19 protein-coding genes are annotated in these 24,865 nt (G+C 68.0%); 8 read left to right on the forward strand and 11 right to left on the reverse strand.

Annotated features, from left to right (window positions below; all coding sequences use genetic code 11):
* From MKL20_RS31375 to MKL20_RS31385, 3 genes are all read left to right on the forward strand, one after another.
* The coding region (locus MKL20_RS31375) for a cisplatin damage response ATP-dependent DNA ligase (RefSeq protein WP_244039964.1) at positions 1-1,693 on the forward strand (1,693 nt) is incomplete at its 5' end.
* A complete protein-coding gene (locus MKL20_RS31380) occupies positions 1,690-2,157 on the forward strand; it encodes a secondary thiamine-phosphate synthase enzyme YjbQ (protein WP_244039965.1) in 468 nt (155 codons plus the stop codon). The genes MKL20_RS31375 and MKL20_RS31380, both read left to right, overlap by 4 nt.
* Before the next feature lie 141 nt (positions 2,158-2,298).
* On the forward strand, positions 2,299-3,090 hold the full coding sequence (locus tag MKL20_RS31385) for a flagellar hook basal-body protein (RefSeq protein ID WP_244039966.1): 792 nt from the start codon (positions 2,299-2,301) through the stop codon (positions 3,088-3,090).
* Positions 3,091-3,106: 16 nt separating this feature from the next.
* On the opposite strand, the gene MKL20_RS31390 is transcribed toward MKL20_RS31385, so the two are convergent.
* From MKL20_RS31390 to MKL20_RS31400, 3 genes are all read right to left on the reverse strand, one after another.
* The gene (locus MKL20_RS31390; protein ID WP_244039967.1) at positions 3,107-4,645 is read right to left on the reverse strand and encodes an efflux transporter outer membrane subunit; all 1,539 of its coding nucleotides are present in this window, start codon (positions 4,643-4,645) and stop codon (positions 3,107-3,109) included.
* A 140-nt stretch (positions 4,646-4,785) separates the two neighbouring features.
* A complete protein-coding gene (locus tag MKL20_RS31395) occupies positions 4,786-7,935 on the reverse strand; it encodes an efflux RND transporter permease subunit (protein WP_244039968.1) in 3,150 nt (1,049 codons plus the stop codon).
* 16 nt (positions 7,936-7,951) lie between these two features.
* A complete protein-coding gene (locus tag MKL20_RS31400) occupies positions 7,952-9,265 on the reverse strand; it encodes an efflux RND transporter periplasmic adaptor subunit (protein ID WP_244039969.1) in 1,314 nt (437 codons plus the stop codon).
* Positions 9,266-9,563: 298 nt separating this feature from the next.
* Here MKL20_RS31400 and MKL20_RS31405 point away from each other — a divergent pair, with 298 nt between their 5' ends.
* The 4 genes from MKL20_RS31405 (at position 9,564) to MKL20_RS31420 (ending at position 15,989) form a co-directional block, all read left to right on the forward strand.
* A complete protein-coding gene (locus MKL20_RS31405; RefSeq protein ID WP_243968281.1) occupies positions 9,564-10,565 on the forward strand; it encodes a CobW family GTP-binding protein in 1,002 nt (333 codons plus the stop codon).
* A 165-nt stretch (positions 10,566-10,730) separates the two neighbouring features.
* Complete coding sequence (locus tag MKL20_RS31410; protein ID WP_244039970.1) at positions 10,731-11,225, forward strand: hypothetical protein; 495 nt, start codon at positions 10,731-10,733, stop codon at positions 11,223-11,225.
* A gap of 97 nt (positions 11,226-11,322) precedes the next feature.
* The gene (locus MKL20_RS31415) at positions 11,323-12,582 is read left to right on the forward strand and encodes an O-antigen ligase family protein (protein ID WP_244039971.1); all 1,260 of its coding nucleotides are present in this window, start codon (positions 11,323-11,325) and stop codon (positions 12,580-12,582) included.
* Between the two features lie 80 nt (positions 12,583-12,662).
* Positions 12,663-15,989, forward strand: a complete 3,327-nt coding sequence (locus MKL20_RS31420) for a GAF domain-containing hybrid sensor histidine kinase/response regulator (RefSeq protein WP_244039972.1) — start codon at positions 12,663-12,665, stop codon at positions 15,987-15,989.
* A 7-nt stretch (positions 15,990-15,996) separates the two neighbouring features.
* On the opposite strand, the gene MKL20_RS31425 is transcribed toward MKL20_RS31420, so the two are convergent.
* From MKL20_RS31425 to MKL20_RS31445, 5 genes are all read right to left on the reverse strand, one after another.
* Positions 15,997-16,305, reverse strand: coding sequence for a hypothetical protein (locus MKL20_RS31425; protein ID WP_244039973.1), 309 nt, complete (start codon positions 16,303-16,305; stop codon positions 15,997-15,999).
* Entirely contained in the window at positions 16,302-16,613 is a 312-nt protein-coding gene (locus MKL20_RS31430; RefSeq protein WP_244039974.1) for an EthD family reductase, read from the reverse strand. Before MKL20_RS31430 ends, MKL20_RS31425 begins: the two co-directional genes overlap by 4 nt.
* 51 nt (positions 16,614-16,664) lie before the next feature.
* The gene (locus MKL20_RS31435) at positions 16,665-17,996 is read right to left on the reverse strand and encodes an NAD(P)/FAD-dependent oxidoreductase (protein ID WP_244039975.1); all 1,332 of its coding nucleotides are present in this window, start codon (positions 17,994-17,996) and stop codon (positions 16,665-16,667) included.
* Positions 17,997-18,177: 181 nt separating this feature from the next.
* On the reverse strand, positions 18,178-18,825 hold the full coding sequence (gene maiA / locus MKL20_RS31440; RefSeq protein WP_244039976.1) for a maleylacetoacetate isomerase: 648 nt from the start codon (positions 18,823-18,825) through the stop codon (positions 18,178-18,180).
* A gap of 106 nt (positions 18,826-18,931) precedes the next feature.
* A complete protein-coding gene (locus MKL20_RS31445; RefSeq protein WP_409568219.1) occupies positions 18,932-19,849 on the reverse strand; it encodes an aspartate/glutamate racemase family protein in 918 nt (305 codons plus the stop codon).
* 879 nt (positions 19,850-20,728) lie between these two features.
* Between MKL20_RS31445 and moaB the strand changes: the two genes are divergently transcribed.
* Entirely contained in the window at positions 20,729-21,286 is a 558-nt protein-coding gene (moaB, locus tag MKL20_RS31450; RefSeq protein WP_244039978.1) for a molybdenum cofactor biosynthesis protein B, read from the forward strand.
* Positions 21,287-21,471: 185 nt separating this feature from the next.
* Here moaB and MKL20_RS31455 read toward each other — a convergent pair whose 3' ends face one another.
* The 3 genes from MKL20_RS31455 to MKL20_RS31465 all read right to left on the reverse strand — a co-directional run bounded on the left by MKL20_RS31455 (position 21,472) and on the right by MKL20_RS31465 (position 24,797).
* The gene (locus MKL20_RS31455; RefSeq protein WP_244039979.1) at positions 21,472-22,404 is read right to left on the reverse strand and encodes a phosphatase PAP2 family protein; all 933 of its coding nucleotides are present in this window, start codon (positions 22,402-22,404) and stop codon (positions 21,472-21,474) included.
* Positions 22,405-22,667: 263 nt separating this feature from the next.
* Positions 22,668-24,140 carry an amino acid permease gene (locus MKL20_RS31460; protein WP_244039980.1) on the reverse strand — a complete coding sequence of 491 codons (1,473 nt, stop codon included), beginning with the start codon at positions 24,138-24,140 and terminating at the stop codon, positions 22,668-22,670.
* 138 nt (positions 24,141-24,278) lie between these two features.
* Complete coding sequence (locus tag MKL20_RS31465; protein WP_244039981.1) at positions 24,279-24,797, reverse strand: hypothetical protein; 519 nt, start codon at positions 24,795-24,797, stop codon at positions 24,279-24,281.
* Between the last annotated feature and the right edge of the window lie 68 nt (positions 24,798-24,865).

The following is a 24,865-nucleotide window of genomic DNA, read 5'->3' on the forward strand; positions in this document are numbered from 1 at the left end:
CGATCTGGCCGAGACCACGGCGTTGATCTGGCCCTCGACGCCTCTTCCGCCCCCCTCCGTGGGCTCCGGTCTTCACCCGGCACCGAATGAGGCGCAGGTCCCCTCTCCCGTGCGGGAGAGGGACAGGGTGAGGGATGCGACCTCTCCGGATGGACCTGATCCCTCACCCCAACCCTCTCCCGCACGGGAGAGGGGGCACGTTGAGCCCTACGCTGACCGATCTGCGAACCTCGTAGCCATCGCAGAGGGGGGAGGGGATGTGCCGGCAGGTCTCGGCCACAACAACCCGCCCCCGCACGTCCCGACCCTCGCCGAGGTCGTGGAGACCCTGGCGACGATCCCGAAGCGGGAGCTGTCCCGCCATCTCGCCGAATGGCTCGACGCCCTGGACGAGACCGGGCGCTGGGCGCTGCTGAAGCTCGTCACCGGCAACCTACGCGTCGGCGTCTCGGCGCGGCTCGCCAAGACCGCGGTCGGCGCGCTGGGCGGCCACGAGGCGGATGCGGTCGAGGAGGTCTGGCACGGGCTGACGCCGCCGTTCGAGACCCTGTTCGCCTGGGTTGAGGGGCGGGCCGAGCGGCCCGAGACCCTGAACCCGGCGCCGTTCCGGCCGCCGATGCTGTCGCATCCGATCGAGGAGGAGGCCGATCTCGAGAAGCTCGAAGCGGAGGCCTTTTCCGCCGAGTGGAAGTGGGACGGCATCCGCGTCCAGCTCGTCGGCGGGCGCGACAAGGCCGGCGTCCAGGTCGCCAAGGTCTATTCCCGCACCGGCGAGGACATCACCGGGGCGTTCCCGGATCTCGCCGAAGCGATCACCTTCACGGGGACGCTCGATGGCGAGCTGCTGATCCTGCGCGAGCGCCGGGTCCAGAGCTTCAACGTGCTGCAGCAGCGCCTGAACCGGAAGGCCGTGACGGGAAAGCTCCTGGAGGAGTTCCCCGCCCATGTCCGGGCCTACGACCTCCTGACCCTGGACGGCGACGACCTGCGGGCGGAGCCGTTCGAGACCCGCCGGGCGCAGCTGGAGGCCCTGGTCACCCGCCTCGACCACGCCCGGATCGACATCTCCCCCGTGGTCCCGTTCGCGGATTGGGAGGCGCTCGCCGCCGCCCGGGCGGACCCGGCCTCCGTGGGCGCCGGCGAGGATGCGGACGCGATCGAGGGCGTGATGCTCAAGCGCCGCAACAGCCCCTACCTGCCGGGCCGTCCGAAGGGGCCCTGGTGGAAGTGGAAGCGCGAACCCCATATCGTCGATGCTGTGATGATGTACGCCCAGCGCGGCCACGGGAAGCGCTCGTCGTTCTACTCGGACTACACGTTCGGGGTCTGGCGGGAGGCGCCGGAGGGCGGCGACGAGTTGGTCCCGGTGGGCAAGGCCTATCACGGCTTCACCGACGCCGAGCTCGCCAAGCTCGACCGCTACGTCCGCAACAACACCACCAAGCGGTTCGGGCCGGTGCGCGAGGTCACCCACGGTCACGAGGCCGGCCTTGTCCTCGAGATCGCCTTCGAGGGCGTGCAGCGCTCGACCCGGCACAAGTCCGGCGTGGCGATGCGCTTCCCCCGGGTCAGCCGCATCCGCTGGGACAAGCCCTCCGCGGAGGCCGACCGGATTGACGTGCTGGAGCGGATTCTGGCCCGCGGCGAGCGCGAGATCGCGTCGGGGGCTACGCTGACGGAGACGGATGCATGAGGCAGGGCAAGATCGGTCCGGTGGAACCGCTGGCCTCCGGCGCGGTGGAGCGCCATGCGAGTGGCCGCCTGACCATCGCGACCCAGGGGCCGGGCTTCACGGATTTCACCGGCGCGGTGGCAGAGTTCGTGCGCGGCAGCGGCATCCGGGACGGGCTCGTCACGGTGTTCTGCCGGCACACCTCGGCGTCGCTGACCATCCAGGAGAATGCCGACCCGGACGTGCAGACCGACCTGATGACCGCGCTCGACGGCTTCGCCCCGCGCGGCGCCCATTATGTCCACGGTGCCGAGGGACCGGACGACATGCCGGCCCATATCCGCACGTTGGTCACGGATTCCGCTCTGAGCATCCCCCTGGTCGAGGGCAGGCTAGCCCTGGGCACGTGGCAGGGGATCTATCTGATCGAGCACCGCGACCGGCCGCACCGGCGTGAGATTGTTGTGAGTGTCATCGGGGCCTGAGCCCAGAGATCCATGTTCGGTCCAATCCTGGCAGCGGTCAGGCAGCAACATTCGCTGACACACCGCCGATTAACCCTGCGGCGCGTCTATAGGCCCGTCTAGGATCGGTTTTTTGGGCCGGTCTCGGGAATGGAGACCCCGATGAGCCTTTACGACGCGCTTTCAAACTCGATCTCCGGCGCGTCGGCACAGTCCTACGCCCTCAACAACATCTCCGGGAACATCGCCAACACCCAGACGGCGGGGTTCAAGACCACGGAGACCAGCTTCGCCGACATGCTCGCCCAGACCGCGCCCAAGACGCAGTCGAGCGGCGGCGTCTCGACCAGCACCCGCGACACCCTCGGGATCCAGGGGACGGTCCAGTCCACCGGGGTCGCGACCAACCTCGCCATCTCGGGCAACGGCTACTTCGTGGTCCGGTCGAACACCGGCACGCCGCAGAGCCCGAGCTTCACGGGCGAGACCGCCTATACCCGGCGCGGCGATTTCTCCCCGGATTCGAGCGGCTATCTGGTCAACGGCGCCGGCTATTACCTGTTTGCCGGTCCCTCGGCGACCGCACCGGTCCAGGTCCCCACCGGAGCGGACACCCTGGCGAGCCTGACGGTCTCGCCCGCGGGCACGCTCACCGGTACGGCCGCGGATGGCAGCACGCAGCCGCTCGGTTCGCTGACGCTGGCGCAGTTCGGCGGCCAGGACAACCTGACCTCCCTCGACGGCGGCACCTACGTGGCCAACGGTCGGTCCGGCGCGCCGAGCTTCGGGTTCGCCGGCGCGACCATCGCGGCTGGTTCGGTGGAGCAGTCGAATGCCGGCATCTCGGACCAGTTCTCCAAGATGATCGAGACGCAGCAGGCCTACACGGCCAACACCAAGGTGATGAGCGCCGCCGACCAGATGCTGCAGGACGCCATCGCGATGGATGTGTGAGGCCCGAAGGCGCGCCTCACAGGAATTTCAGCGGGTCCGTCTCCGGCGGGGGTGGGGCGACGTCGTTGCGGTTCCACCAGCCGCCGCCGAGCGCCACGAACAGGGCCGCGCTGTCGCCGTACTGGGTGGCGCGGGCGCCGGCCGAGGTGACCAGCGCCGAGAGGTAGCCCTGCTGGGCGATCAGCACCTGCGTCGAGGTGACGGCGCCGGCCGTGTACTGCTTGCGGATCAGCCCGAGGCTCTGGTTGGTGGCGCTGACCGCGGCATCGGCGGCGGCCACCGCCTTGGCGTCGGCCTGGAGCGCCCGCAGGGCGTCCGCGACGTTCTGGAAGGCGGTGATCACCGTCGCCTTGTACTGCGCCTGCGCCTGGGTCAGCGTCTCCTCCGCCGCCCGCTGGCGCCGGAACAGGGTGCCGGCGTCAAAGATCGGCGCGGTCGCCTGACCGATGATGGTGAAGAACGCCGCCCCGGGATTGGTCACCTGCGCGAGCCGCACGGCGCTGGAACCGCCCGTGGCGGTCAGGCTGAATTGCGGCAGGCGGTTGGCTACCGCGACGCCGACACTCGCGCTCGCCTGCTGGACCAGGGCCTCGGCCGCCTTCACGTCGGGGCGCTGCTGCACGAGGCGCGAGGGCAGGCTCACCGGCAGCTTGGTCGGCAGGCGCAGGGCCGAGAGCTGGAAGGTCTCCGAGACCTCGTCGGACGGCAGCCGCCCGGCCAGCGCGGTGAGCAGGTTGCGCTGCTGCGCCAGCTGCTTCTCCAGGGGCGGCAGCAATTGCTGCGACAGGGCGAGCGCCGCCTGCTGCTGGACCACGTCGGCGCCGGCGATCTGCCCGAGCGAGAGCTGCTTGTTGAACAGCTGCAGCACCTCGGTCTGCGCCTGGATCACCTTGCGGGTGGCGTCGATCTGCGCCCGCAGGGCCGCTTCCTGGATGGCGGCGGCGACGACGTTGCCGGTGAGGCTGAGATAGGCCGCTTCCAGCTGGAAGCGCTGGTTCTCGGTGGTGGCCTCCAGGGACTCGATCTGGCGTCGGTTCCCGCCGAACACGTCGGGATTGTACGCGACCACCGCCTGCGGCGTGGAGAGGCTGTAGAGGTACCGGCTCTCGTTGTTGAGCGGCGATTGCAGGTCGAGGCCCGGCGCCAGGATGCCCTGCGCCTGCGGGGTCGCGGTCAGGCTCGGATAGAGCGTGCCCTTCTGGGCCAGCACGTTCTGCTGCGCGATCCGGAGCGAGGCCTGCGCGGCCTCCAGGGTCGGGTTGTTCGCCAGCGCTTGCTCGACCAGCTGGTTCAGCGCCTTCGAGTGGAACAGGGTCCACCACTGGCCGGGGATGTCGGCGCCGGAGACGAAGCTCTGGTCCGCCGAGCCGCCCTGGCGGGTGCGGATGTTGTCGGCGGCCGACGGGTTCTTCAGCGGCTCCTTGGTGTAGCGGCCGACCGGCGGCGCCTCGGGCGGCACGTAGTTCGGGCCGACCGCGCAGGCCGACAGCGACAGCGCCGCCGCCAGCATTGCGGCCGCGCGACCGCACCGGTTCGGCGCCAACTCCACCATCATGCCCCCGAAACCCCTCCTGCGGTAGAGCGTCCCGGCGCACGGCCAAGTCAATCCGACGGCGGCGCGATCCCGCGCGCCGGATCGGCGCTGTGGTGTTCCGGTCACGTGTCGTCCCCCGGCTCGCGCCGCCCCGATCCGGCTCATGCCGCGGCCCGATGCTCCGTCCGCGCCCGCGCGTTCGGGTTCGGTCGGCGCCGGGAGAACAGCGAGATCAGCACCGGCACCACCACCAGGATCAGGTTCGGGGCCAGGATGATGCCGCCGACCACCACCAGGGCCAGGGGCTTCTGCACCTGCGAGCCGATGCCCGTGGACACCGCCGCCGGCAGCAGGCCGACGCAGGCGGCCACGCAGGTCATCATCACCGGGCGCATGCGCACGATCGCGGCGTTCCACACCGCCTCCTTGCGCTGCCAGCCCTCGTCGAGGAGCTGGTTGTAGTAGGCCAGGAGGATCACGCCCTCCATGGTCGAGATGCCGAACAGCGCGATGAAGCCGATCGCCGCCGAGATCGAGAACGGCGTGCCGGTGAACGACAGGGCGAAGATGCCGCCGATCATCGCCATCGGGATCACCGAGAGCGTCAGCAGCATGTCCGCCACCGACGAGAAGTTGATGAACAGCAGGAGCGCGATCAGCAGCAGGGTGACCGGCACGACCAGGCTCAGCCGGGTCGCGGCATCCTTGAGGTTGGTGAACTGCCCGACCCATTCCATCCGGTAGCCCGGGGGCAGGTCCACCGCCTCGGCGACCTTGCGCTGGGCCTCGATCACCGCGCTGCCGAGGTCGCGCCCACGCACCGAGAACTTCACCGGGATGTAGCGCTCCTGGTCCTCGCGGTAGATGAACGAGGCGCCCGAGACGAGGTCCACGTCGGCGATCTCGGAGAGCGGCACCTGGATCACGCCGCCATTGGGGTTCTGGGCGCCCACCGCGATGTTGCGGATGCCGGCGAGCGACGAGCGGTATTCCTTGGCCAGCCGCACCCGCATGGAGAAGTGCCGGTCGGAGCCGTACTCGTAGAGGTCGCCCGCGGTCTGGCCGCCGATCGCGGCCTGGATCGTGGTGTTCACGTCGCCGATCGACAGGCCGTAGCGGGCGGCCTTGTGGCGGTCGACGTCGATCCGCACGGTCGGCTGGCCGAGGGATTCGAACACCGCCAGGTCGGTGATGCCGGGCACCGTGGCGAGCGCCGCCTTGGCCGCGTTGGCGGTCTTGGTCAGCTGGGCGAGGTCGCTGCCGTAGATCTTGACCGAGTTCTCGCCCTTCACGCCCGAGGCCGCCTCCTGGACGTTGTCCTCGATATACTGTGAGAAGTTGAACTCGATCCCGGGAAACTCCGCTTCGAGCTTCTTGCTCAGGTCGTGGATCAGCGCGTCCTTGTCGAGGCCCTTGCGCCATTCGTCGATCGGCTTGAGCGGCGCCAGGATCTCGACGTTGAAGAACCCGGTGGCGTCGGTGCCGTCGTTGGGCCGGCCCTGGTGCGAGATCACCGTGACGACTTCCGGGACTTCCTGGAAGATCTTGCGCAGGCGCTGGACGTAGGCGTTGCCGGCCTCCAGCGAGATCGAGGACGGCATGGTGCCGCGCACGTAGAGGTTGCCCTCTTCGAGCCGGGGCAGGAATTCCAGGCCGAGGTTCCGGGCCGCCAGCCCCGAGACCAGCAGCACCGCCAGCATCACCGACAGCGCCAGCACCCGGTTCTTCAGGCCGAAGGCCAGGATACGCTCGTGCCCGGCACGCAGGACCCGCACGATCAGGGTGTCGCGCTCCTCCAGCTTCCGGGGCAGGATCAGCGCCGACAGGGCCGGCGACACCGTGAAGGTCGCGAGCAGGCCGCCGACCAGCGCGTAGGCGTAGGTCTTGGCCATCGGCCCGAAGATGTGGCCCTCGACGCCGCTCATCGTGAAGAGCGGCAGGAAGCCGAGGATGATGATGATCGCCGAGAAGAAGATCGCCCGGTTCACCTCGATGCCCGCGATGGCGATGGTGCCGAGCCGGCCCTCGAGCCCCCCGGGCGCCTCCTGACCCTCGGTATGCTCGGGCTCGGCGAGGTGGCGGAACACGTTCTCGACCATGATCACCGTGGCGTCGACGATCAGGCCGAAATCGATCGCGCCCAGCGACAGCAGGTTGGCCGAATCGCCGCGCACAACCAGGATCAGGATCGCGAAGCCGAGCGCGAACGGGATCGTGGCCGCCACGATGATCGCGCTGGTGAGCGAGCCGAGGAACAGCCACTGCACGATGAACACCAGCACCACCCCGAAAACGAGGTTGTGCATCACCGTGTGGGTCGTGGTGTGGATCAGGCCCGAGCGGTCGTAGATCCGCTCGATCTTCACGTCGGGCGGCAGGATCGTCGAGCCGTTGATCTTGTCGATCTCGGCCTCGACGCGCTCCAGGGTCGGCAGGCTCTGGCCGCCGCGGCTCATGAGCACGATGCCCTCGACCACGTCGGACTGGTCGTCGTGGCCGACGATGCCGAGACGCGGCGCGTTCGACACGCGCACCTCCGCCACGTCCCGCACCAGCACCGGCGTGCCGTTGACGAGGCTGATCATCGTGTCCTTGATGTCGTCCATGTCGCGGATCAGGCCGATGCCGCGCACCACCGCGGATTGCTGGCCGACATTCAGCGTCTGGCCGCCGACATTGATCGAGGCGTTGTTCAGCGCGGTGGTGAGCTGGACCAGGGTCAGGCCCTGGGCCTGGAGACGGTTCAGGTCGACCGCGACCTCGTATTCCTTGGCCTTGCCGCCGAAGGCGGTCACGTCGGTGACCCCCGGGATCGCCTTGAACCGGCGCTGGAGCACCCAATCCTGCAGGGTCTTCATGTCCATGGGCGAGTAGCCCGCCGGGCCGACCAGCTTGTAGCGCATGATCTCGCCCACAGGGCTCGTCGGCGAGATCTGCGGCGTGGCGCCGTTGGGCAGGGCCGGGGCCTGCGACAGGCGGTTGAGCACCCGCTGCAGCGCCTGCTCGTACGTGTACTCGTAGTTGAACTGGACCTTCACGTCGGACAGGCCGAACAGCGAGATGGTGCGCACCACCTGGGCGTTCGGGATGCCGGCGAGCGCCACCTCCAGGGGAATCGTGATGTAGCGCTCGATCTCGTCGGCGGATTGCCCCGGATTCTGGGTGATCACGTCGACCAGCGGCGGCACCGGGTCGGGATAGGCCTCGATGTTGAGCTGCGTGTAGGCGCCGTAGCCGATGCCGAGCATCACCACGAACAGCAGCACCACCAGCACGCGCTGGCGCAGCGAGAAGACGATCAGGCTGTTCATCGCCCGGGATTCCCGCTCAGGACGCCTTGTCGCCGGTGGCCGCCCGGTCGATGAACAGGGCCCCCCGGGTCACGATTTGATCGCCCGCCTGCAGGCCCTCGACGACCTGGGCGTTGTCGCCGTTGATCACGCCGAGCTTGATGTCCCGCGCTTCCACGGCGCCGTCCTGCCGGGCCACCCAGACATGGGTGCGGTCGCCCTCGTACACGATCGCGGCCACCGGCACGCTCGGGCTGGGCTCGCCCTTGCCGGTGATGATCGTATAGGTGGCAAACATCTCCGGGCGCAGCACCCGGTCCGGGTTGTCGACCTCGCTGCGCACGGCGAGGCGCCGCGTCGCCGGGTCGAGGCTCGCGGCCATGTAGTTCACCCGGGCCTTGAACACCCGCGCGCCGAAGCCCGCCACCTTCGCCTCGACTTCCTGGCCGATGCGGATCTTCGGGATCTCGCTCTCCCGCACGTTGGCGACGAGCCAGACCGTGGACAGGTCGCCGATCACGAAGACCGGGTCGCTCGAAGCCGAGAGGAACTGCCCGGTGCCCACTTTCCGCTGGACGATGGTGCCGGCGATCGGCGCCCGGATCTGGGTCTCCGGGCTCAGGCGGCCGTTCTTCTCGTAGGCGGCGATCTCGGCGTCGGACTTGCCGAGCAGCCGCAGGCGGTTCTTCACGGCGTCGAGGGACGCTTCCGCGGTCTTGAGGTCGCTCTGGGCGGCGATGACGTCGTTCTGCGCCGACTGGTAATCCTTCAGCGCCACCGCGTGCGCCTGGAACAGCTCCTGCTGGCGCGCCGCGATGGTCTGGTCGAGCTTCAGCAGGGCCTGCTGCTTCTGGAGGTTGTTCAGGGCCGCCTGGTAGTCGTTCTGCGCCTGGACCATGTCGGTGGCCTCGAGCGTCAGCAGCACGTCGCCGGCCTTCACGTCGTCGCCCGCCCGGGCCAGCACCTTGGTCACCCGGCCCGCATAGGGCGAGACCACCGGCACGTTGTCGTCGTCGTTGAGCGCGATCCGCCCTTCCGCGGAGCCCTCCGGGCGGAACACCTGGGTCGCCACCGGCAGGATCTCGAAGGCGGCGCGCTGCTCCTTGGTCGGGCGGAACACCCGCTCGACGGCGCCGGCCTTCTCGACCTCGATCCCCGCATCGGGGTTGCCCGCTCCGAACAGCGCCGCGACAATTCCCGAGGCGGCCTCGCGGGCACGGTCCGAGAACGCGAGCGCCAGGCCGCCCGCGGCCACGAGCAGCACGAGCACGATCAGGAGCCGCGGCGGGCCGCGCCTGCGCGCGGGACCGGCGCGGGTCTCGTCCTGGTCAATCGGATTGCGGGCGTCCATGCGAAAGGTCTTCTGGGGCCGGGCGAAGGAACCGGGATGGCGGACGAGGTACGATTCGCGCAAGAACTCCGTCCGCTTCAATGCGATCGGTGGCGCTTTTCTAAGGCAGCCGCCCCGCGGCGACTCAGGGGGCGTCGCGTCCCTAGAGCAAAGCTTGACTGATCCGCAATCGATTGGGAGGCCCTGGTCGCGAAACCGTGTGGCTCCGTCTTCCTTCGCCGGGATTTGTTACAATATGACAACGCTCGCGGGCCAGCAGCCCCGAGTCCATCCCGCAGATCCGATCGAAGAATCCGCCATGACCGACATGAGTTCTGCTTCCGCCCCATCGGGTTCGACCGCCGGCAAGATTCCGGTGACCGTACTCACCGGCTATCTCGGCGCCGGCAAGACCACGCTGCTCAACCGGATCCTCACGGAAAATCATGGCAAGCGCTACGCCGTGATCGTCAATGAGTTCGGCGAGATCGGCATCGACAACGACCTCGTCGTCGGCGCGGACGAGGAAGTGTTCGAGATGAACAACGGCTGCGTCTGCTGCACGGTGCGCGGCGACCTGATCCGGATCATGGACGGCTTGGTGAAGCGCCGGGGCAAGTTCGACGCGATCATCGTCGAGACCACCGGGCTCGCCGACCCGGCCCCCGTCGCCCAGACCTTCTTCGTCGACCAGGATGTCGGCGATGCCGCCCGTCTCGACGCGGTGGTGACGGTGGCCGACGCCAAGTGGCTGTCCGACCGCCTGAAGGACGCACCGGAGGCCAAGAACCAGATCGCCTTCGCGGACGTGATCCTGCTCAACAAGAGTGACCTCGTCTCGCCGGCCGATCTCGACCGGGTCGAGGCCGAGATCCGCGGCATCAATCCGCTGGCCACGCTCCACCGCACCCAGAACTGCGCCGTGCCCCTGGAGGCCGTGCTGGAGCGCAACGCCTTCGATCTCGACCGCATCCTGGAGGTCGAGCCCGAATTCCTGGAGGAGGGCCACCACCACCATCACGATTCCGAGATCCAGTCGATCTCGGCGAAGATCGACGGCGCGGTCGATCCGGAAAAGTTCATGCCCTGGATTTCGAACCTGACCCAGGTCCAGGGGCCCGACATCCTGCGCTGCAAGGGCATCGTCGCCTTCCCGAACGAGCCCAAGCGCTTCGTCTTCCAGGGCGTGCACATGATCCTCGACGGCGATGTCCAGGGGGATTGGCGCGCGGACGAGCCCCGGGTGTCCCGGGTGGTGTTCATCGGCCGCAACCTCGACCCGGTGGCGATCCGCGAGGGATTCGAAGCCTGCCGGGTCTGACCCGGGGTCGCCCGGGGCGGCCCGAACACGCGCCGTCGGCAGCTTCGGGTTGCCGGGGGCGCCAAACGGCGTCTGTCAACGCCTGTATATCGACCGGCTACCGGAGCGATTATCCTTGAGATAGCGTATCGGATCGACTCGATACCGACCCGAGGGCTATTCGCTATGGTACGTCTGCTTCTGGCCGCCGCCGCCGTGCTCGCTTGCGGCGCCGGAGCGTTCGCCACGCCGGCGGCGGCCCTGTCCGCCAAGGATTGCTCGACCAAGTATCAGGCGGCCAAGCAAGCCGGGACGCTCAACGGCCAGACGTGGAACGACTTCCGCAAGGCGGAATGCGGTGCCGAGGCGTCCGGCACGACGGCCAACACGGTGCCGAACCCGGTGGCGCCGGGCGCGACCAAGACCGCTGCTCCCACTCCGGCTCCCGCGCCGGCCGCCCCGGCGGCGAGGCCTCCCGCCGCCGCACCGGCCGCCGGCGCCGCTGCATACCCGTCCGCCGTCGATCCGAAATACGCGAGCGAATCCGCCGGAAAGGCCCGGATGCATACCTGCCTCGACAGCTACAACGCGGCCAAGTCCGCCGGGACGCTGGGCGACGCGAAATGGATCCAGAAGGGCGGCGGCTACTACTCGGTCTGCAACAAGCGGCTGAAGGGCTGACGACGAGCCCGATCAGCCGCGAAGCCGATTCTCAACCATTGGATGTCATGGACTCCGGTGCGGGCCTGCGTAACCGGCCCGCGGAGTCCGCGTATCCATGGCTCACACCGCAGCGCCCGGCATCCCGGTCCCGGCAGGCTTCGCCTCCGGGATCCCGCTCCTCGCGGTCGTCCGCGGGCTGGCCAAGGCGCTGTTTGCTGCCTTCATCTTCTTCGCCTGCTTCGCGTTCTCGGAGACCTCGCCCTACGACGCGGTGGCGATCCCGACGATACTGCTGTGGCTCTGCCTCGGCGTGCGCCTGCACCGGGGGGCGGTGCCGCTGCTGGCGCTGCTGCTGCTCTACCTGGGGGCGATCGTCATCGCCCTGTTCCCGTACCTGAACGAGGACTTCCCGGTCACCTGGACGATCCAGCTGATCTACCTCGTGGTCACCTGCATCTTTTTCGCGATGTTCTTCTCGGAGGACACGCAGGCCCGGATGGAGCTGGCGCTCAAGGCCTACACGGTAAGCTGCGTGTTCTCGGCGGCGCTCGGCATCGTCGGCTACCTGCAATGGCTCGGGATCGAGGACCTGTTCTACAAGTACGACCGGGCCTCCGGGACCTTCCAGGACCCGAACGTGTTCGGCTCGTTCCTGACTTTGGGTGCCCTCTACCTGATGCACGGGCTGCTCACCGGCTCGGCCCGGCGCCCGCTGGTGTCGCTCGCCGGCCTGCTGATCATCATGGCCGGCATCTTCCTGTCGTTCTCCCGGGGCTCCTGGGGCGGCAGCGTCGTCGCCGTGCTGCTGATGGTCGGTTCGGTCTATGCGGGCAGCGGCTCCGTCCGCCTGCGCCGCCGCATCGTGCTCCTGACGCTGGCGACCATGGTGCTCGGCACCATCGCGGTGATCGGCCTCCTGTCGGTCGAGCACGTGCACACGATGTTCGAGACCCGGGCGGCCCTGGCCCAGGACTACGACCAGGGCGAGACCGGCCGCTTCGGCAACCAGGTCCGGGGCCTGGCGATGCTGCTGGAGCGCCCGTTCGGCATGGGGCCGATGCACTGGCGCCTCGTCTTCGGGCTGGAGCCGCACAATTCCTATATCGGCTCGTTTGCCAATGGCGGCTGGCTCGGCGGCGTGGTGTTCGTCGGCCTGGTGCTGGCCACCAGCTTCGTCGGCTTCCGCCTGCTGGTGCGGCCCTCGCCGGTCCGGGCACACGCCCAGATCGTCTGGCCGGCGCTGCTGATGTTCTTCCTGCAGGCGTTCCAGATCGACATCGAGAAGTGGCGCCACGTCTACATGATGCTCGGCATGGTCTGGGCGCTCGAAGCCGCGCGGCTGCGCATGTCCCCGATGGGCGCCGGGCCCGCTTGAAACGCGGTCACAGGCAGGTCATCGCTCCTGCGAGGACGCTGGCGATTGCCGAACGGCATATTCGCACCCGGAGACCGTAGGTGAAAGCACACCCGGACGATGAGGCGGCGCGGCTCGCGGCCTTGGACGCCCTCGGCATCGTCGGCACGCCGACCGAGCCGCATTTCGATGCCGTGTGCCGCACCGCCCGCCGCCTGTTCGGCGTGCGCAGCGCCTTCGTTGGGTTCCTCGACGAAACCCGGCAATGGCTCAAGACGCCCTGCGCCGACGTGCCGACGACGATTCCGCGGGATCAGAGTCTCTGCCAGCACACGATCCGCAGCGACGCCATGCTGATCGTGCCCGATGCCCAGGCCGATCCGCGGTTTCGCGATCTGGCCCTGGTGGCTACCCCGGACGGGATCCGGTTCTATGCCGGCATCCCCTTGAGCCTGGCGCCGGGGCTCCGGATCGGCACGTTCTGCCTGATCGACTCGGAGCCCCGGGACGGGCTCTCGGAGGCGGACAAGGACGCGTTCCGCGACCTCGCCGAGATCGTGATCGCCCATCTCCGGCTGTCCGAGGCCGATGTGCGGCGCAGCCACGAGATGGCGCAGGCCGCGATCCGCGAGGCCCTGATCCGGGAGCAGCACCGCGAGATCAACGCCCGGTCCGAGGCGCAGGCGGCGGCCAACCACCAGCTCACCATGGCCGAGCAGCTCGCCAGCGTCGGCAACTGGCGCGTGGACCTCGCCGACGGGCAGCCGGTCTGGTCGGAGAGCCTCTACGCGATCGCCGGCCGCGATCCCCGGGGACCGGCGCCGGCGCTCCCCGCCTTCGCGCAGATCTATCACCCCGACGACCGGGAGCGGCTGGAGGGCATCGTTACGGACGCCATCGCCCGCGGCGCGAGCTTCGATTTCGAGGCCCGGCTGCTGCGGCCCGACGGCGAGGTCCGCGACGTGGTCGTGCGCGGCGTGTGCCGCGGCGAGAACCCCGTGACCGGCCTGATCGGCGTGCTCATCGACGTGACCGAGCGGCGGCGCGCCGAGGACGAGGTCCGCCGCAGCGAGTTGCGCTACCGCGGCCTCGCCGAGACCCTGCCGCTCTTGATCTGGACCATGCGGGTCGGCGACGGGCAGGCCACCTACGCCAACGCGCAGTTCCACGCCTATTACGGCCCGATCGGGCTGGACCGGGCCGAGCGCCTCGCCCGCAACCACCCGGAGGACGCCGCCGCCATGGAGGCGGCCTGGCACGAGGCGATCGCGACCGGGATCGGCTATGGCGGCCAGTGGCGGATCCGGCGGCACGACGGCGCCTACCGGTGGCACAAGATCTCGCTGATCCCGATCTATCTCGACCCGGCCGACGGCGCCGTGGTGGAATGGCTCGGCACCGCGCTCGACGTCGACGACATCGTCACCGCCCGGCTCGCCGTCGAGGAAGCGCGTGGGCTCTTAGGGATCGCCCTCGACGCGGCCGATGCCGGCACCTGGGACTGGGACATGCGCACGGGGTTCGCCACCCTGAGCCTCGAGAGCGCGCGCATGCACGGCCTGCCCGATACCGGCCGGGCGCACACGATGGCCGCGGCGGCCTGGACGGCGCTCCTACATCCCGAGGATGCCGGCGATGTCTGGAACGAGATCCGGCGGGCGGTGGAGACCTCCTCCGCCTTCGTCGCCGAATTCCGGGTCGGCGAGCGCTGGATCTACGCCCGCGGGCGCACGCAATTCGGTCCCGAGGGCCAGCCCCAGCGCATGGTCGGGCTCCATCTCGACATCACCGAGCGCAAGGCGGCCGAGGCGGCCCTGCGGGACGCGACCCGGGACGCGGAGGCGGCCCGCGCCGAAGCCGAGCGCGCCAGCGCGGCCAAGAGCGAGTTCCTGGCCGCGATGAGCCACGAGATCCGCACGCCGCTCAACGGCATCTTGGGCTACGCCGACCTGCTCCTCGACGAGAGCGCCATCCGGGACGAGGACCGGCGCCGCCTGGAGCTGATCCACAGCTCGGGGGCGGCGCTCCTCACCGTGGTCAACGACATCCTCGACTTCTCGAAGATCGAGGCCGGCGAGCTGACCCTCGACCCGGTCGGCTTCCCGCTGGCGCAGATCGTGGACGATACGGTCTCGATCGTCCGGGGCAGCGCGCTCCGGAGCGGCCTGCGGATCGAGGCGGAGATCGATCCGGCGCTTCCGAGGGTCGTGGTCGGCGACCCCGGCCGCCTGCGGCAGGTGCTGCTCAACCTGCTCAACAACGCCGTGAAGTTCACCCCCGAAGGCTCCGTCACCGTCACGGTGCAGCGGGAGGGTGAGGGCGTCGCGCCGGACGGCGGCCCCGGCGACGTGGTCCGCTTCGCGGTCACCGATACCGGCATCGGCATCGCGCCGGCCCAGCAGGAGCGCCTGTTCAAGCGTTTCAGCCAGGTCGACGGCTCGATCAGCCGGCGCTTCGGCGGCACCGGCCTCGGGCTGGCGATCTCCCGGCACCTCGTCACGCTCATGGGGGGCGAGATCGGCATGGAGAGCCGCGAGGGGGCGGGCTCGACCTTCTGGTTCCGCCTGGTTCTGCCGCGCGGCACCGAGGCCGTCGATGCGCTTCGCCGCGAGGCGGCGGCCTCGCCGCCCCCGCCGGTCAAGGCGGCATCCCGGGCGCTCCCGGCCGGGCCGCCGGTGCGCCTGCTCCTGGTCGAGGACGTGCCGCTCAACCAGGAACTCGCCTGCGCGGTGCTCGAATCGCAGGGCTACACCGTCGAGGTGGCCGGGGACGGCGGCGAGGCGATCGCCGCCGTGGGCCTGTCGGTGGCCGAGGGGCGCCCCTACGACCTCGTGCTGATGGATGTGCAGATGCCGGGCGTCGACGGGCTCACCGCCACGCGCCGGATCCGCGCCCTCGCACCGCCGGCCTGCGACGTCCCGATCGTGGCGATGACCGCCAACGTCCTTCCGGCGCAGGTCGCCGAATTGCGCGAGGCCGGGATGGACGACCATGTCGGCAAGCCGTTCCGCCGGGCCGACCTGTTCGCCACGATCAGCCGCTGGACCGCCCCCGGCGCCCGCCGGCCGGCGCGCCAGGAGGCACCGCTGCGCACCGCGCCGGTCGATCCCGCAGTGCTCGACGCCGGGGTGCTCACCGACATGGAGGCGAGTTTCGGCACGGACCAGGTCGGCGCGCTGCTGGATCTGCTCGCCAACGAGCTGTCCGAGCGGTTCCGGCCGAGCGAGACCGACCGTCTCCAGATCGCCCACGACGCCCACGCCATGGTGGCGGCGGCCGGTCTCCTGGGCTTTGTCGGCCTGTCGAGCCTGTGCCGGGAGGTCGAGGCCGCCGCCCATGCGGGCGCCGACCTCGTGCCGCTGATCCGCCGCCTGGAGGTGCAGCGGGCCACGACCCTGCGGGCGATCCGCCAGTTGCGGGCGGCCTGACTCGGCCCTACGGCTCCTCTTCTGCCTCCGGCAGCGGATCGCCGGTCCAGGCCGTCGCGAAGGCGGCGAGCTGCCGCGCGTCCGCGAAGGCCGCCACAGTCACGTCCCGCTCGGCCGGCAACGCTCCTGGATAGGGGGCGAGCAGGACCCGCACCCGGGCGAGGCGGCCGCCGGGGGCGTTCGCCTCGATCCAGGCCTGCGCCTCGGGGGTGAGACGCTCGGGCCCATCGAGGGCCCGGGCGTCGGCGCGCAGCACGACCACGTAGGTGCCGAGGCTCGGATCGGCCTGCTGGACCGCCTTGACGATGTCGATCACGGGCTCTCCGCGAAGTCGTTGATCTGCACCTGGGCCTGGGCCGTGGTGAAGTTCGGGATGTCCGCGAAGATCTCCTCGCCGTGGGCCGCGACGGCCTTCTTGAACGCCTCGGCCGATTCGAAGGTCAGCAGCGCCATCACCTGAAACGGCGCCGCACCGCCATCCGGGGTGCCCGCGCCCTTGATCACCTTCGCCTCGTGAAGGCCCAAAGCCGACCAACGCTCGCGCACCAGCGGCATGTGGTGCCCGAGATAATAGGCCATGTCGAAATTCGGGCCGGCCGGGTACATTACGCTGACCAGGATCATGCCGTTATCCTCCCTGTTGCGGCCCCGTGTCGCCCGGGTGCCGGTGATTGATCAGTGCAGCTTCACCCGCGACTCGGTGCGGCGGGTGAGCGCCCTGGCGAGGGCGTCGAGCGCCGTCTTGACGCTGCCGTGGAGCGCCCGCTCGTGCATCTTGTAGAGCGAGCGGTACATCATCCGGGCGAACAGCCCGGCGATCAGCATGTTCTTGCCCCGGACGAAGCCCATCAGGCTGCCCACCGTGGAATACTCGCCGAGCGACACCAGCGAGCCGAAATCCTTGTACTTGAACGGCTTCAGGGGCTTGCCGTCGATCTTGGCCTGGATCTGGCCGATTAGATGGCTGGCCTGCTGGTGGGCGGCCTGGGCCCGAGGCGGCACCGGCGTGTCCGAGCCGGCCTCAACCAGGTAGGCGCAGTCGCCCATCGCGAAGATGTCCGGGTCGCGCGTCGTCTGCAGGGTGGGGGCGACCACCAGCTGATTGGTCCGCGTAGTCTCGAGGCCGCCGATGCCCTGCAGGAACGGCGGCGCCTTCACGCCCGCCGCCCAGACCACCAGTTCCGACGGGATGAAGGTGCCGTCGGCGAGCTGCACGCCATCGGCGCGCACCTCGGTCACCCGTGCCTTGACGCGGACGTCGACGCCGATCTTGTTCAGAAGCTGCATCACCTCCACCGAGAGGCGCTGCGGCACCGCCGGCAGGATCCGCTCGGCCGCCTCGACCAGGGTGATGCGGATGTCCTTGCTCGGATCGATCCGGTCGAGGCCGGTGGCGACCACGTGGCGGAAGGTCCGGTGCAACTCGGCGGCGAGCTCGGTGCCGGTGGCGCCGGCGCCGATCACCGTAACGTGGAGCTGGCCCGGACGGACCGGCCCCGCCTGCGTGTGGGCCCTCAGGGACGCGTTGACGAGGCGCTGGTGGAAGCGCACCGCCTGGTCCTGGGTGTCGAGGGCGATGGCGTGCTCGGCGACGCCCGGCGTCCCGAAATCGTTGGTGGTCGAGCCGACCGCCATCACCAGGGTGTCGTAGGGCACCGAGCGCTCCGGCGTGACCTCACGGCCCTCGGGGTCGTGGCTCGCGGCGAGCCGAATCGTGCGCGCCTCCCGGTCGAGCCCGGTCATGCTGCCGATTCGGTAGCGGAACCCGTGCATGTGGGCGTGGTGCAGGTAATCGACGGCGTGGTGGCCGATATCGAGGCTGCCGGCCGCGACCTCGTGCAGCAGCGGTTTCCAGATATGCGTGCGGGCGCGATCGACCAGGGTGATGTGCGCCCGCTTGCCGCGCCCCAGCTTGTCGCCGAGCTTCGTCACCAACTGGAGCCCCGCGGCCCCGCCGCCGACCACGACGACGCGATGCAGGCCGGACTCGTTATCGTCGGGTACCATCGACACCCTTTCTCCCCACGGGCCGGACTTGGCGCCCCGGCCGGATTAAACGCCTCGGACGCCCGCTTGCCACATCTGCCCGCCAAGAGCACGTCCGATCCGCGCACGCCCGATCAGAGCACGCTCGATCCGCGCACGTCCCATCCGAGCACGCGCGACCGTTGCACGCACGCGGCGTGCCTCAGGCGGCGGGGGCTCCGGGCTGGCGCAGGGGATGCGCCTCTGCGACCGCCGGCAGGGCCAGGCAGGCCTCGGCGATCCGGGCGACCGTCGGGTAGGTGGCCGTGTCGACCCCGAAGATGCCGGTCCCGACCCAGAGGCTGACGAGGCACAGGTCGGCGTGGCTCACCGCGTCGCCCTGGCAGAACCGGCCGGTCCCCGGCTCGTTGGAAAGCCGGGTCTCAAGGGTCTCCAGCCCGGTCTCGAAGGCGTTGCGGAGGAAGGCCAGCATCCGCTCCCGGGGCAGCCCGTATTCCTCCATCAGGAAGGTGCGCACCCGCGGCACGTAGAGCGGGTGCGTGTCGCAGGCGACGACCTGGGCCAGCGAGCGCGCCCGCGCCCGCGCCCGGGGCTCCTCGGGCAGCAGGCGCACGCCGCCCCGCGTCTCCTCCAGGTAGTCGAGGATCGCCAGGGATTGGGTCAGCGGCGGCCCGTCGCCGTCGAACAGCGCCGGCACCGCGCCCTGCGGGTTGATGGTTCGGAATTCCGGCTTGTGCTGGTCGCCGGCATCAAGGTCGATGAAGGTCTCCTCGTAGGCAATGCCCTTCAGCTTCAGGGCGATCCGGACCCGGAAGGCGGCGGCCGAGCGCCAGTTGCCGTACATGTGCATGTGTGGGGTTCCGCCCTGCGGTGTCTTCGGCACGATTTACGCGTGTTGAAGACACCGCACTTTGCCGCCCGCAGCAAGTCGCGATGGCCGAGAGGTCGGCTCGTCGCTACGAGCGAGGCGACTGCTTTCCGACGGATGTCGGCGCCGAAGCGGCGGCCTTGCCCTTACCGTTGCCCTTGCCTTTGCGAGAGTAGGGGAAGGTGTCGGAATAGGGCATCTTCAACGCGATCCTCGACGGGGCGTCGGAGGCTTCGACGCGCGATTCCGCCGGCGCGGGCCGCATTGCATCGTATAACGGTAGCGTGGGCTGCACGATGTCACGGTCGGCGACACACCATCTCGCCGCCGCAGCAGCATGGAGCTTGGCCGTGTGCAGCACCGGAACCGGTTTCGGCTTGTTGAACGCCAGGGCAATTTCCGGCGAGGCGACGACGATCCCGTCGACGTTCTGCGCTTCGAAATCGGACAGGATCTGCGTATAAGTCTCGGCTTCGAGCATCGTGCCCTCGCCGTCGTAGATTCGATTGCAGATTGAGTAATCAATATTGATCCACAGGCTCTCGCTCGGAAGCACGATATCGATGCCGTGCGAGCCTTGGATGAAGTCCCGATAATAGGGGCTGCGCATCGTCACTGATGTCCCGACGAAACCGATCTTGGTCAGGGACAGGCGCCGGATCTCGTCGGCCAGTACATCGCGGAGCTGGATCACTGGCACGCCGCAATGGATCGCTTCCCGCTCCAGGGCGCAGTGAAGCGTGTCACTAGCGATCATCAGGCCGTCGATGCCCTCGCAGAGGAGGTTGGAGATGGCCTCCTCGATCCGAGGGGCGATCGAGGACCATCCGTTTTCCGACAGGAGATGAACGATCGTGTCCGGATCGAAACTCCACATCACGAGGTCTGCGGCGTAACGGTTATCGGTTAAATTTAGAATCTCACGATTGATCATATCGTGGCATCCGATTGTCGAAGATCGGCTTAATCCTCCGAGGACGCCCAGTTTTCTCGAGGCGGCAGTCATCTTGCGTTCCTCTGTTCGACGTCATCACGAGTGATCTGCCATCCAAAGTGAATTTCACTTGGATGCGCTGGAACATGTGCGGTGCATTGATCGTTTCGGGGCGATGACGAAAGCGCTGCTTGCTAAAGGGCGGAGCCGGTGCCGGACGTAAATCTGATTGCGATCCGCGCCCGGACTACCGCCGCTCCGAGTTCGATATTTTCAATGCCGGGCGGAAGATCTGCCCTCGAGTCGGGCGTTAAACTACCTGTCGTTTCGAGGCTGTGCTGTGGCCTCGGAAGTCTTATTGGTACCTGGAAGATTGCTAACCGGGTCTGCCGACGACAGGTCGCGGCGTATTGGGCGATTGCGACGTGTTCACAATGATCCTGAGTGAAAAAAAGTCAAAGCATTTATTTCTGATCATGTCTCTCGTTATAAGTCGGCTTAAATATCTAGGATCTTCGATATGGCATGGTCTTTGTAGGGAGTGAATTCGGTAGATGATGTTTCGAGACGACGCAGTATAATTCTCGTACCATCTTTGTTGAACGATTTTGCATTTTCAACGTACTTCACAATTTTGTGACCGCAAGTTGGTTGTGAAATTCAGTGGATTGGTTTTATTCTAAAGAAATTTCCCCCGATGCCGCGAGGCTCATGTTTCAAGATGTCTGGGCGCCCGGTTCGGATCACATCGCCGCGGTATCCGAGACGGCGAGCTGAGACCAGCCCTCAGGGAGGGTCGAGGAACCGGTCGGACGGCGTCGGAGATGCGGTCCGGTTCGGCTCCACGACCCGCCCTGTCTCCACGAGACCCGCGGCCGGGGCGACAGCCCAAGGGGCGACAAAGGAGGGCCGGCGGCCCATATCTGAGCCCTGTCCCGGAGAGCCCCTACGATGGCCGATCAGCCCGATTCGCGCCGCTTCATTCCCCTCGGGATCGCGGTGCTCACCGTCTCCGATACACGGCGGATCGCGGACGACCGCTCGGGCGACACCTTGAGCCAGCGCCTCACCGAGGCCGGCCACCGGTTGGCGGCGCGGGCGATCGTGCCGGACGAGATTCCAGCGATCCGCGCGCAGGTCGAGATGTGGCTGCGCGATCCGGCGGTCGATGTGGTGATCACTACCGGCGGCACCGGCTTCACCGGCCGCGATGTCACTCCAGAGGCGCTGGAGCCGCTGTTCGAGAAGCGGATGGACGGTTTTTCAGCGGTGTTCCACCGGATCTCGTACGACAAGATCGGCACCTCGACCCTGCAATCCCGGGCCACCGCCGGGGTCGCGCAGGCGACCTACCTGTTCGTGCTGCCGGGCTCGCCGGGGGCCTGCCGGGACGCCTGGGACGGCATCCTGGCCCAGCAGCTCGATTACCGGCACCGCCCCTGCAACTTCGTCGAGATCATGCCGCGGCTCGACGAGCACCTCCGGCGGGGCGCCAGCATCACGGCGTGACGGGGACGCCGCTCGGCCGGCGAGAGACTGGGTTCCGGCTGTTGCGAAGGCAGACGCTTTATGGCGCCGGATCAACACCCGCGGACGGCGGCGATGGTGGATCGGTCTTGCCTCGCTGTCCTTGCAGACCCACCGGTAGGATCGGTCCAAAGTTTCTCCCGCGCAAAACGTCCGTCTCGCAAGGGTCACGCTTCGCTGCGGATGTAGGCCCGTGAGGTCTGCAACCGCAGGGCGCTGAAGGCGTGGAAGCTGTTGTTCAACCGGATGGCCGCAGCGGCTACAGCCGCACCGGCAAAACAATCCACCAGGTAATGTCCCCCATGGGTCAGCGCGGTGACGCAGAAGCCCAGGCTGATCGGCAGCACGCAGAGAAACAACCATCGGACATCCCGCGCTGCGTACAGCGCCAGAATCGCAATTGCGACGTGCATGGAGGGGAAAGAGACCAGACCGCCCGCTGCGCCGCGCCCAAACTGATGCGCGTCGCCGGAGCGGAGCGCGTACAGGCGATCCAGTGGCGTCGCGCCCGTGGCAAGCGCTGCGGTGTCGGGATCTAACAAGGACGCTGCACCTGCTGCAGGCAAGAGCGCGCAGATGATGAAGGCGAGGAGGAAGGCGATCAAAGCCGACGTAAAGAAGCGCTCGCCCACGCGCATATCGCCGACGAGAACCAAATCTGACAACGTCAGCAAGATGATTAGGGGTGGGAACAGGTTATAGACTTCGCTCAGTACGTTGGACAGCGAGCGATGATGGCTCATCCATGTCATGAGCAAAACATAATCAAATCCGAGGGTCCGATCGACTGCGAGAAATACGTCATCTCGTAATGGGAGAGCAAAAATCTGGATGCTGTAGCTTAAATTGACGGTGGCGCTCCAAGCGAAAACAAGGATCGCGAGAACCTCTATAAGATGAAATAAGACGCTTTTTCTTATAAAATTGACAATGTAATACAGTTTTGTGACATGCATAAGCTTAAATACTAGATTAAATGAGAAGTATAAAAATATACCATCTTGAATTTCAAAGATGGGCAACTGAAAGTTGTTTATTCTGGCGACCAGTGTAGCCAATGCGGTGGCCATGAAGAGCAAAATATAGGTGCGTCTACGCATGCGCGCATGGTGCTGCGCGAATCTTCAAATTGTGTTACCGTGGCATACCTAGAGTTTATATCGGGCCGTTGCAGAACCCTTGGCTAAGCCGATCAGGGCCATGATCTGCCGCACGCAGAAGAGCGTCGCGGGCCTGTTCCGGCTCTCGGACACGCCCAGCGGTGGTGCGATCGAATCGGCTCTAACCCCGCCTGCGCGAGCTCACCTTGGCTACCGCGGGCGCGACTGCCGATCTCGCCTACAATCCTCGCACCCTGAGGTCCCTATGCCTTGCCGGTGCGCGGGGCATCGACCGCGTTGCCCTCCTTGCGCCGCAGGACCGAGTGCCTGCGCCCGTAGAAGAAGTATACGACCAGCCCGATCGCCATCCAGATCACGAGGCGCAGCCAGGTATCGAGGGGCAGGCCGGCCATCAGCAGCAGGCAGAACAGGATCCCGAGGATCGGCACCACCGGCACCCCCGGTACCCGGAACGGGCGCTTCATGTGCCGGTCGGTCCGCCGCAGGTGGATCACCGCGCCGCAGACCAGGATGAAGGCGGCGAGCGTGCCGATGCTGACCATCTCGCCCAGGATGTTGATCGGCACCAGGGCCGCCACCACGGCGACCACGGCCCCGATCAGCGCCTGGCTGCGATAGGGGGTCTGGTAGGTCGGGTGGACATGGGCGAACAGCTTGGGCAGCAGCCCGTCCTGGGCCATGGTGAAGAAGATCCGGCTCTGGCCGTAGAGCAGCACCAGGATCACCGTGGTCAGCCCGGTCAGCGCTCCGAGCTTGATCAGCAGGGCGAACCAGCCGATGCCGATCACGTCGACGCCCTTGGCGATCGGATCGGGGACGTTGAGCTCCTTGTAGGGCACCAATCCGGTCAGGACGGCGGCCACCAGCACGTACAGGATCGTGCACACGATCAGCGAGCCGAGGATGCCGATCGGCATGTCCTTCTGCGGCTTGCGGGCCTCTTGGGCGGCGGTGGAGACCGCGTCGAAGCCGATGAAGGCGAAGAACACCACCCCGGCCCCGCGCAGGACGCCGCTATAGCCGTACTGCCCGAAGCTGCCCTCGTTCGGCGGGATCAGCGGGCTCCAATGCGCCGTGTCGACATGGCCCCAGCCGAGCGCGATGAAGGCGACCACCACGGTGAGCTTCACCGCCACCATGATGTTGTTGAACCGCGCCGATTCCTTGGTGCCGCGGATCAGCAGGAGCGTGATCAGCGCCACGATCACCACGGCCGGCAGGTTGAACAGGGCGGTGCCGCCGCCGTCGATCGCCGTGCCCGGCGCGTGCGCGAACCGAGCCGGGATCGCCAGGCCGACATCCTTCAGAAGGCTCGTGACGTAGCCCGACCAGCCCACCGCCACGGTGGCCGCGCCCATGGCGTATTCGAGGATCAGGTCCCAGCCGATCAGCCAGGCGAAGAACTCGCCCAGCGTCGCGTAGGTGTAGGTGTAGCTCGACCCGGCCACCGGGATCAGCGCGGCCATCTCGGAATAGCACAGGCCGACGAACGCGCAGGCGATGCCACCGAGCACGAAGGACAGCATGATGCCCGGCCCGGCATATTGCGCCGCCGCCGTGCCGGTCAGGACGAAGATGCCGGCCCCGATGATCGCCCCGACGCCCATGGCGGTGATCGAGAGCGCACCGAGGGATTTCGAGAGCTGCTCCTCGCCCTCGCCGCTCTCCAGGATGTCGTCGACGGATTTCCGCCCCATCAGGCCCGAGGAGTCCATCGGCTTATCCTTCCTCGTGGCGCCACGGGAGCGGCGCGCGCCTGTAACCTTCAATTCAGCAAGTTTTCTGCCAGGACGCCAGGAATTTTAACGCTTCTTCACCCGACAACGCCAAGTCGCGCTGCGACAAACTGTCGATCAGGGACGGTCGATCCGGGCAATCAGCGGCCGGACCTTGAGACGCGGCGCGAACACCGCGCCGGCCCGCAGCGCCTCCCGCCGCACCACGTCGCCGGCCCGCGCCTGCCTGGCGCCCAGGAGGCCCTCGATCCGGCCGACGAGGCGGCCGATCCAGCCTGCGGCCGGGCGGTGCAGGCGGCCGAGCCCGGTCTCCGGCCGGGCGGTGCCGACGAAGCGGTCGAGGGTGCGGATCCAGCCCTCGGCCGGGACATCTCCCGCCTCCAGGCACAGCACCCAGTCCCGCCGAGCCTCCGCGGCGCCCGCCCCATAGGGGTTCCTGCCCTGGTGAAGCACCAGCACCGCCCCCGTCGCGTCCGCGATGGCCGCCGCCGCCTCGCTTTCCCGGCCGGTCACGATGACAGCGTCGCCCACCAAGCCGCCGGCCACGCCCGACACCAGCACGCTGAGCGTGTCGGCCAGGCGATCGATCGCATCCGGATCGGCCGGGTCGGCCAGGTAGGTCACCGCGGAGAGCATGTGCGCGCCCATAGACGATTTTGCGCAGCGGTAAACCGGGGCGCGAAGTCTCGACCGGGCTCGGCGGC

This window comes from Methylobacterium sp. E-066 (assembly GCF_022829635.1).
Classification (GTDB): domain Bacteria; phylum Pseudomonadota; class Alphaproteobacteria; order Rhizobiales; family Beijerinckiaceae; genus Methylobacterium.

Bases quoted from the DNA above. Each gene is read 5' to 3' on its own strand.
- MKL20_RS31380 (WP_244039965.1), top strand. From the start codon at position 1,690: ATGAGGCAGGGCAAGATCGGTCCGGTGGAACCGCTGGCCTCCGGCGCG.
- MKL20_RS31385 (WP_244039966.1), top strand. From the start codon at position 2,299: ATGAGCCTTTACGACGCGCTTTCAAACTCGATCTCCGGCGCGTCGGCA.
- MKL20_RS31390 (WP_244039967.1), bottom strand. From the start codon at position 4,645: ATGATGGTGGAGTTGGCGCCGAACCGGTGCGGTCGCGCGGCCGCAATG.
- MKL20_RS31395 (WP_244039968.1), bottom strand. From the start codon at position 7,935: ATGAACAGCCTGATCGTCTTCTCGCTGCGCCAGCGCGTGCTGGTGGTG.
- MKL20_RS31400 (WP_244039969.1), bottom strand. From the start codon at position 9,265: ATGGACGCCCGCAATCCGATTGACCAGGACGAGACCCGCGCCGGTCCC.
- MKL20_RS31405 (WP_243968281.1), top strand. From the start codon at position 9,564: ATGACCGACATGAGTTCTGCTTCCGCCCCATCGGGTTCGACCGCCGGC.
- MKL20_RS31410 (WP_244039970.1), top strand. From the start codon at position 10,731: ATGGTACGTCTGCTTCTGGCCGCCGCCGCCGTGCTCGCTTGCGGCGCC.
- MKL20_RS31415 (WP_244039971.1), top strand. From the start codon at position 11,323: ATGGCTCACACCGCAGCGCCCGGCATCCCGGTCCCGGCAGGCTTCGCC.
- MKL20_RS31430 (WP_244039974.1), bottom strand. From the start codon at position 16,613: ATGATCCTGGTCAGCGTAATGTACCCGGCCGGCCCGAATTTCGACATG.
- MKL20_RS31435 (WP_244039975.1), bottom strand. From the start codon at position 17,996: ATGGTACCCGACGATAACGAGTCCGGCCTGCATCGCGTCGTCGTGGTC.
- maiA (WP_244039976.1), bottom strand. From the start codon at position 18,825: ATGCACATGTACGGCAACTGGCGCTCGGCCGCCGCCTTCCGGGTCCGG.
- MKL20_RS31445 (WP_409568219.1), bottom strand. From the start codon at position 19,849: ATGACTGCCGCCTCGAGAAAACTGGGCGTCCTCGGAGGATTAAGCCGA.
- moaB (WP_244039978.1), top strand. From the start codon at position 20,729: ATGGCCGATCAGCCCGATTCGCGCCGCTTCATTCCCCTCGGGATCGCG.
- MKL20_RS31455 (WP_244039979.1), bottom strand. From the start codon at position 22,404: ATGCGTAGACGCACCTATATTTTGCTCTTCATGGCCACCGCATTGGCT.
- MKL20_RS31460 (WP_244039980.1), bottom strand. From the start codon at position 24,140: ATGGACTCCTCGGGCCTGATGGGGCGGAAATCCGTCGACGACATCCTG.
- MKL20_RS31465 (WP_244039981.1), bottom strand. From the start codon at position 24,797: ATGCTCTCCGCGGTGACCTACCTGGCCGACCCGGCCGATCCGGATGCG.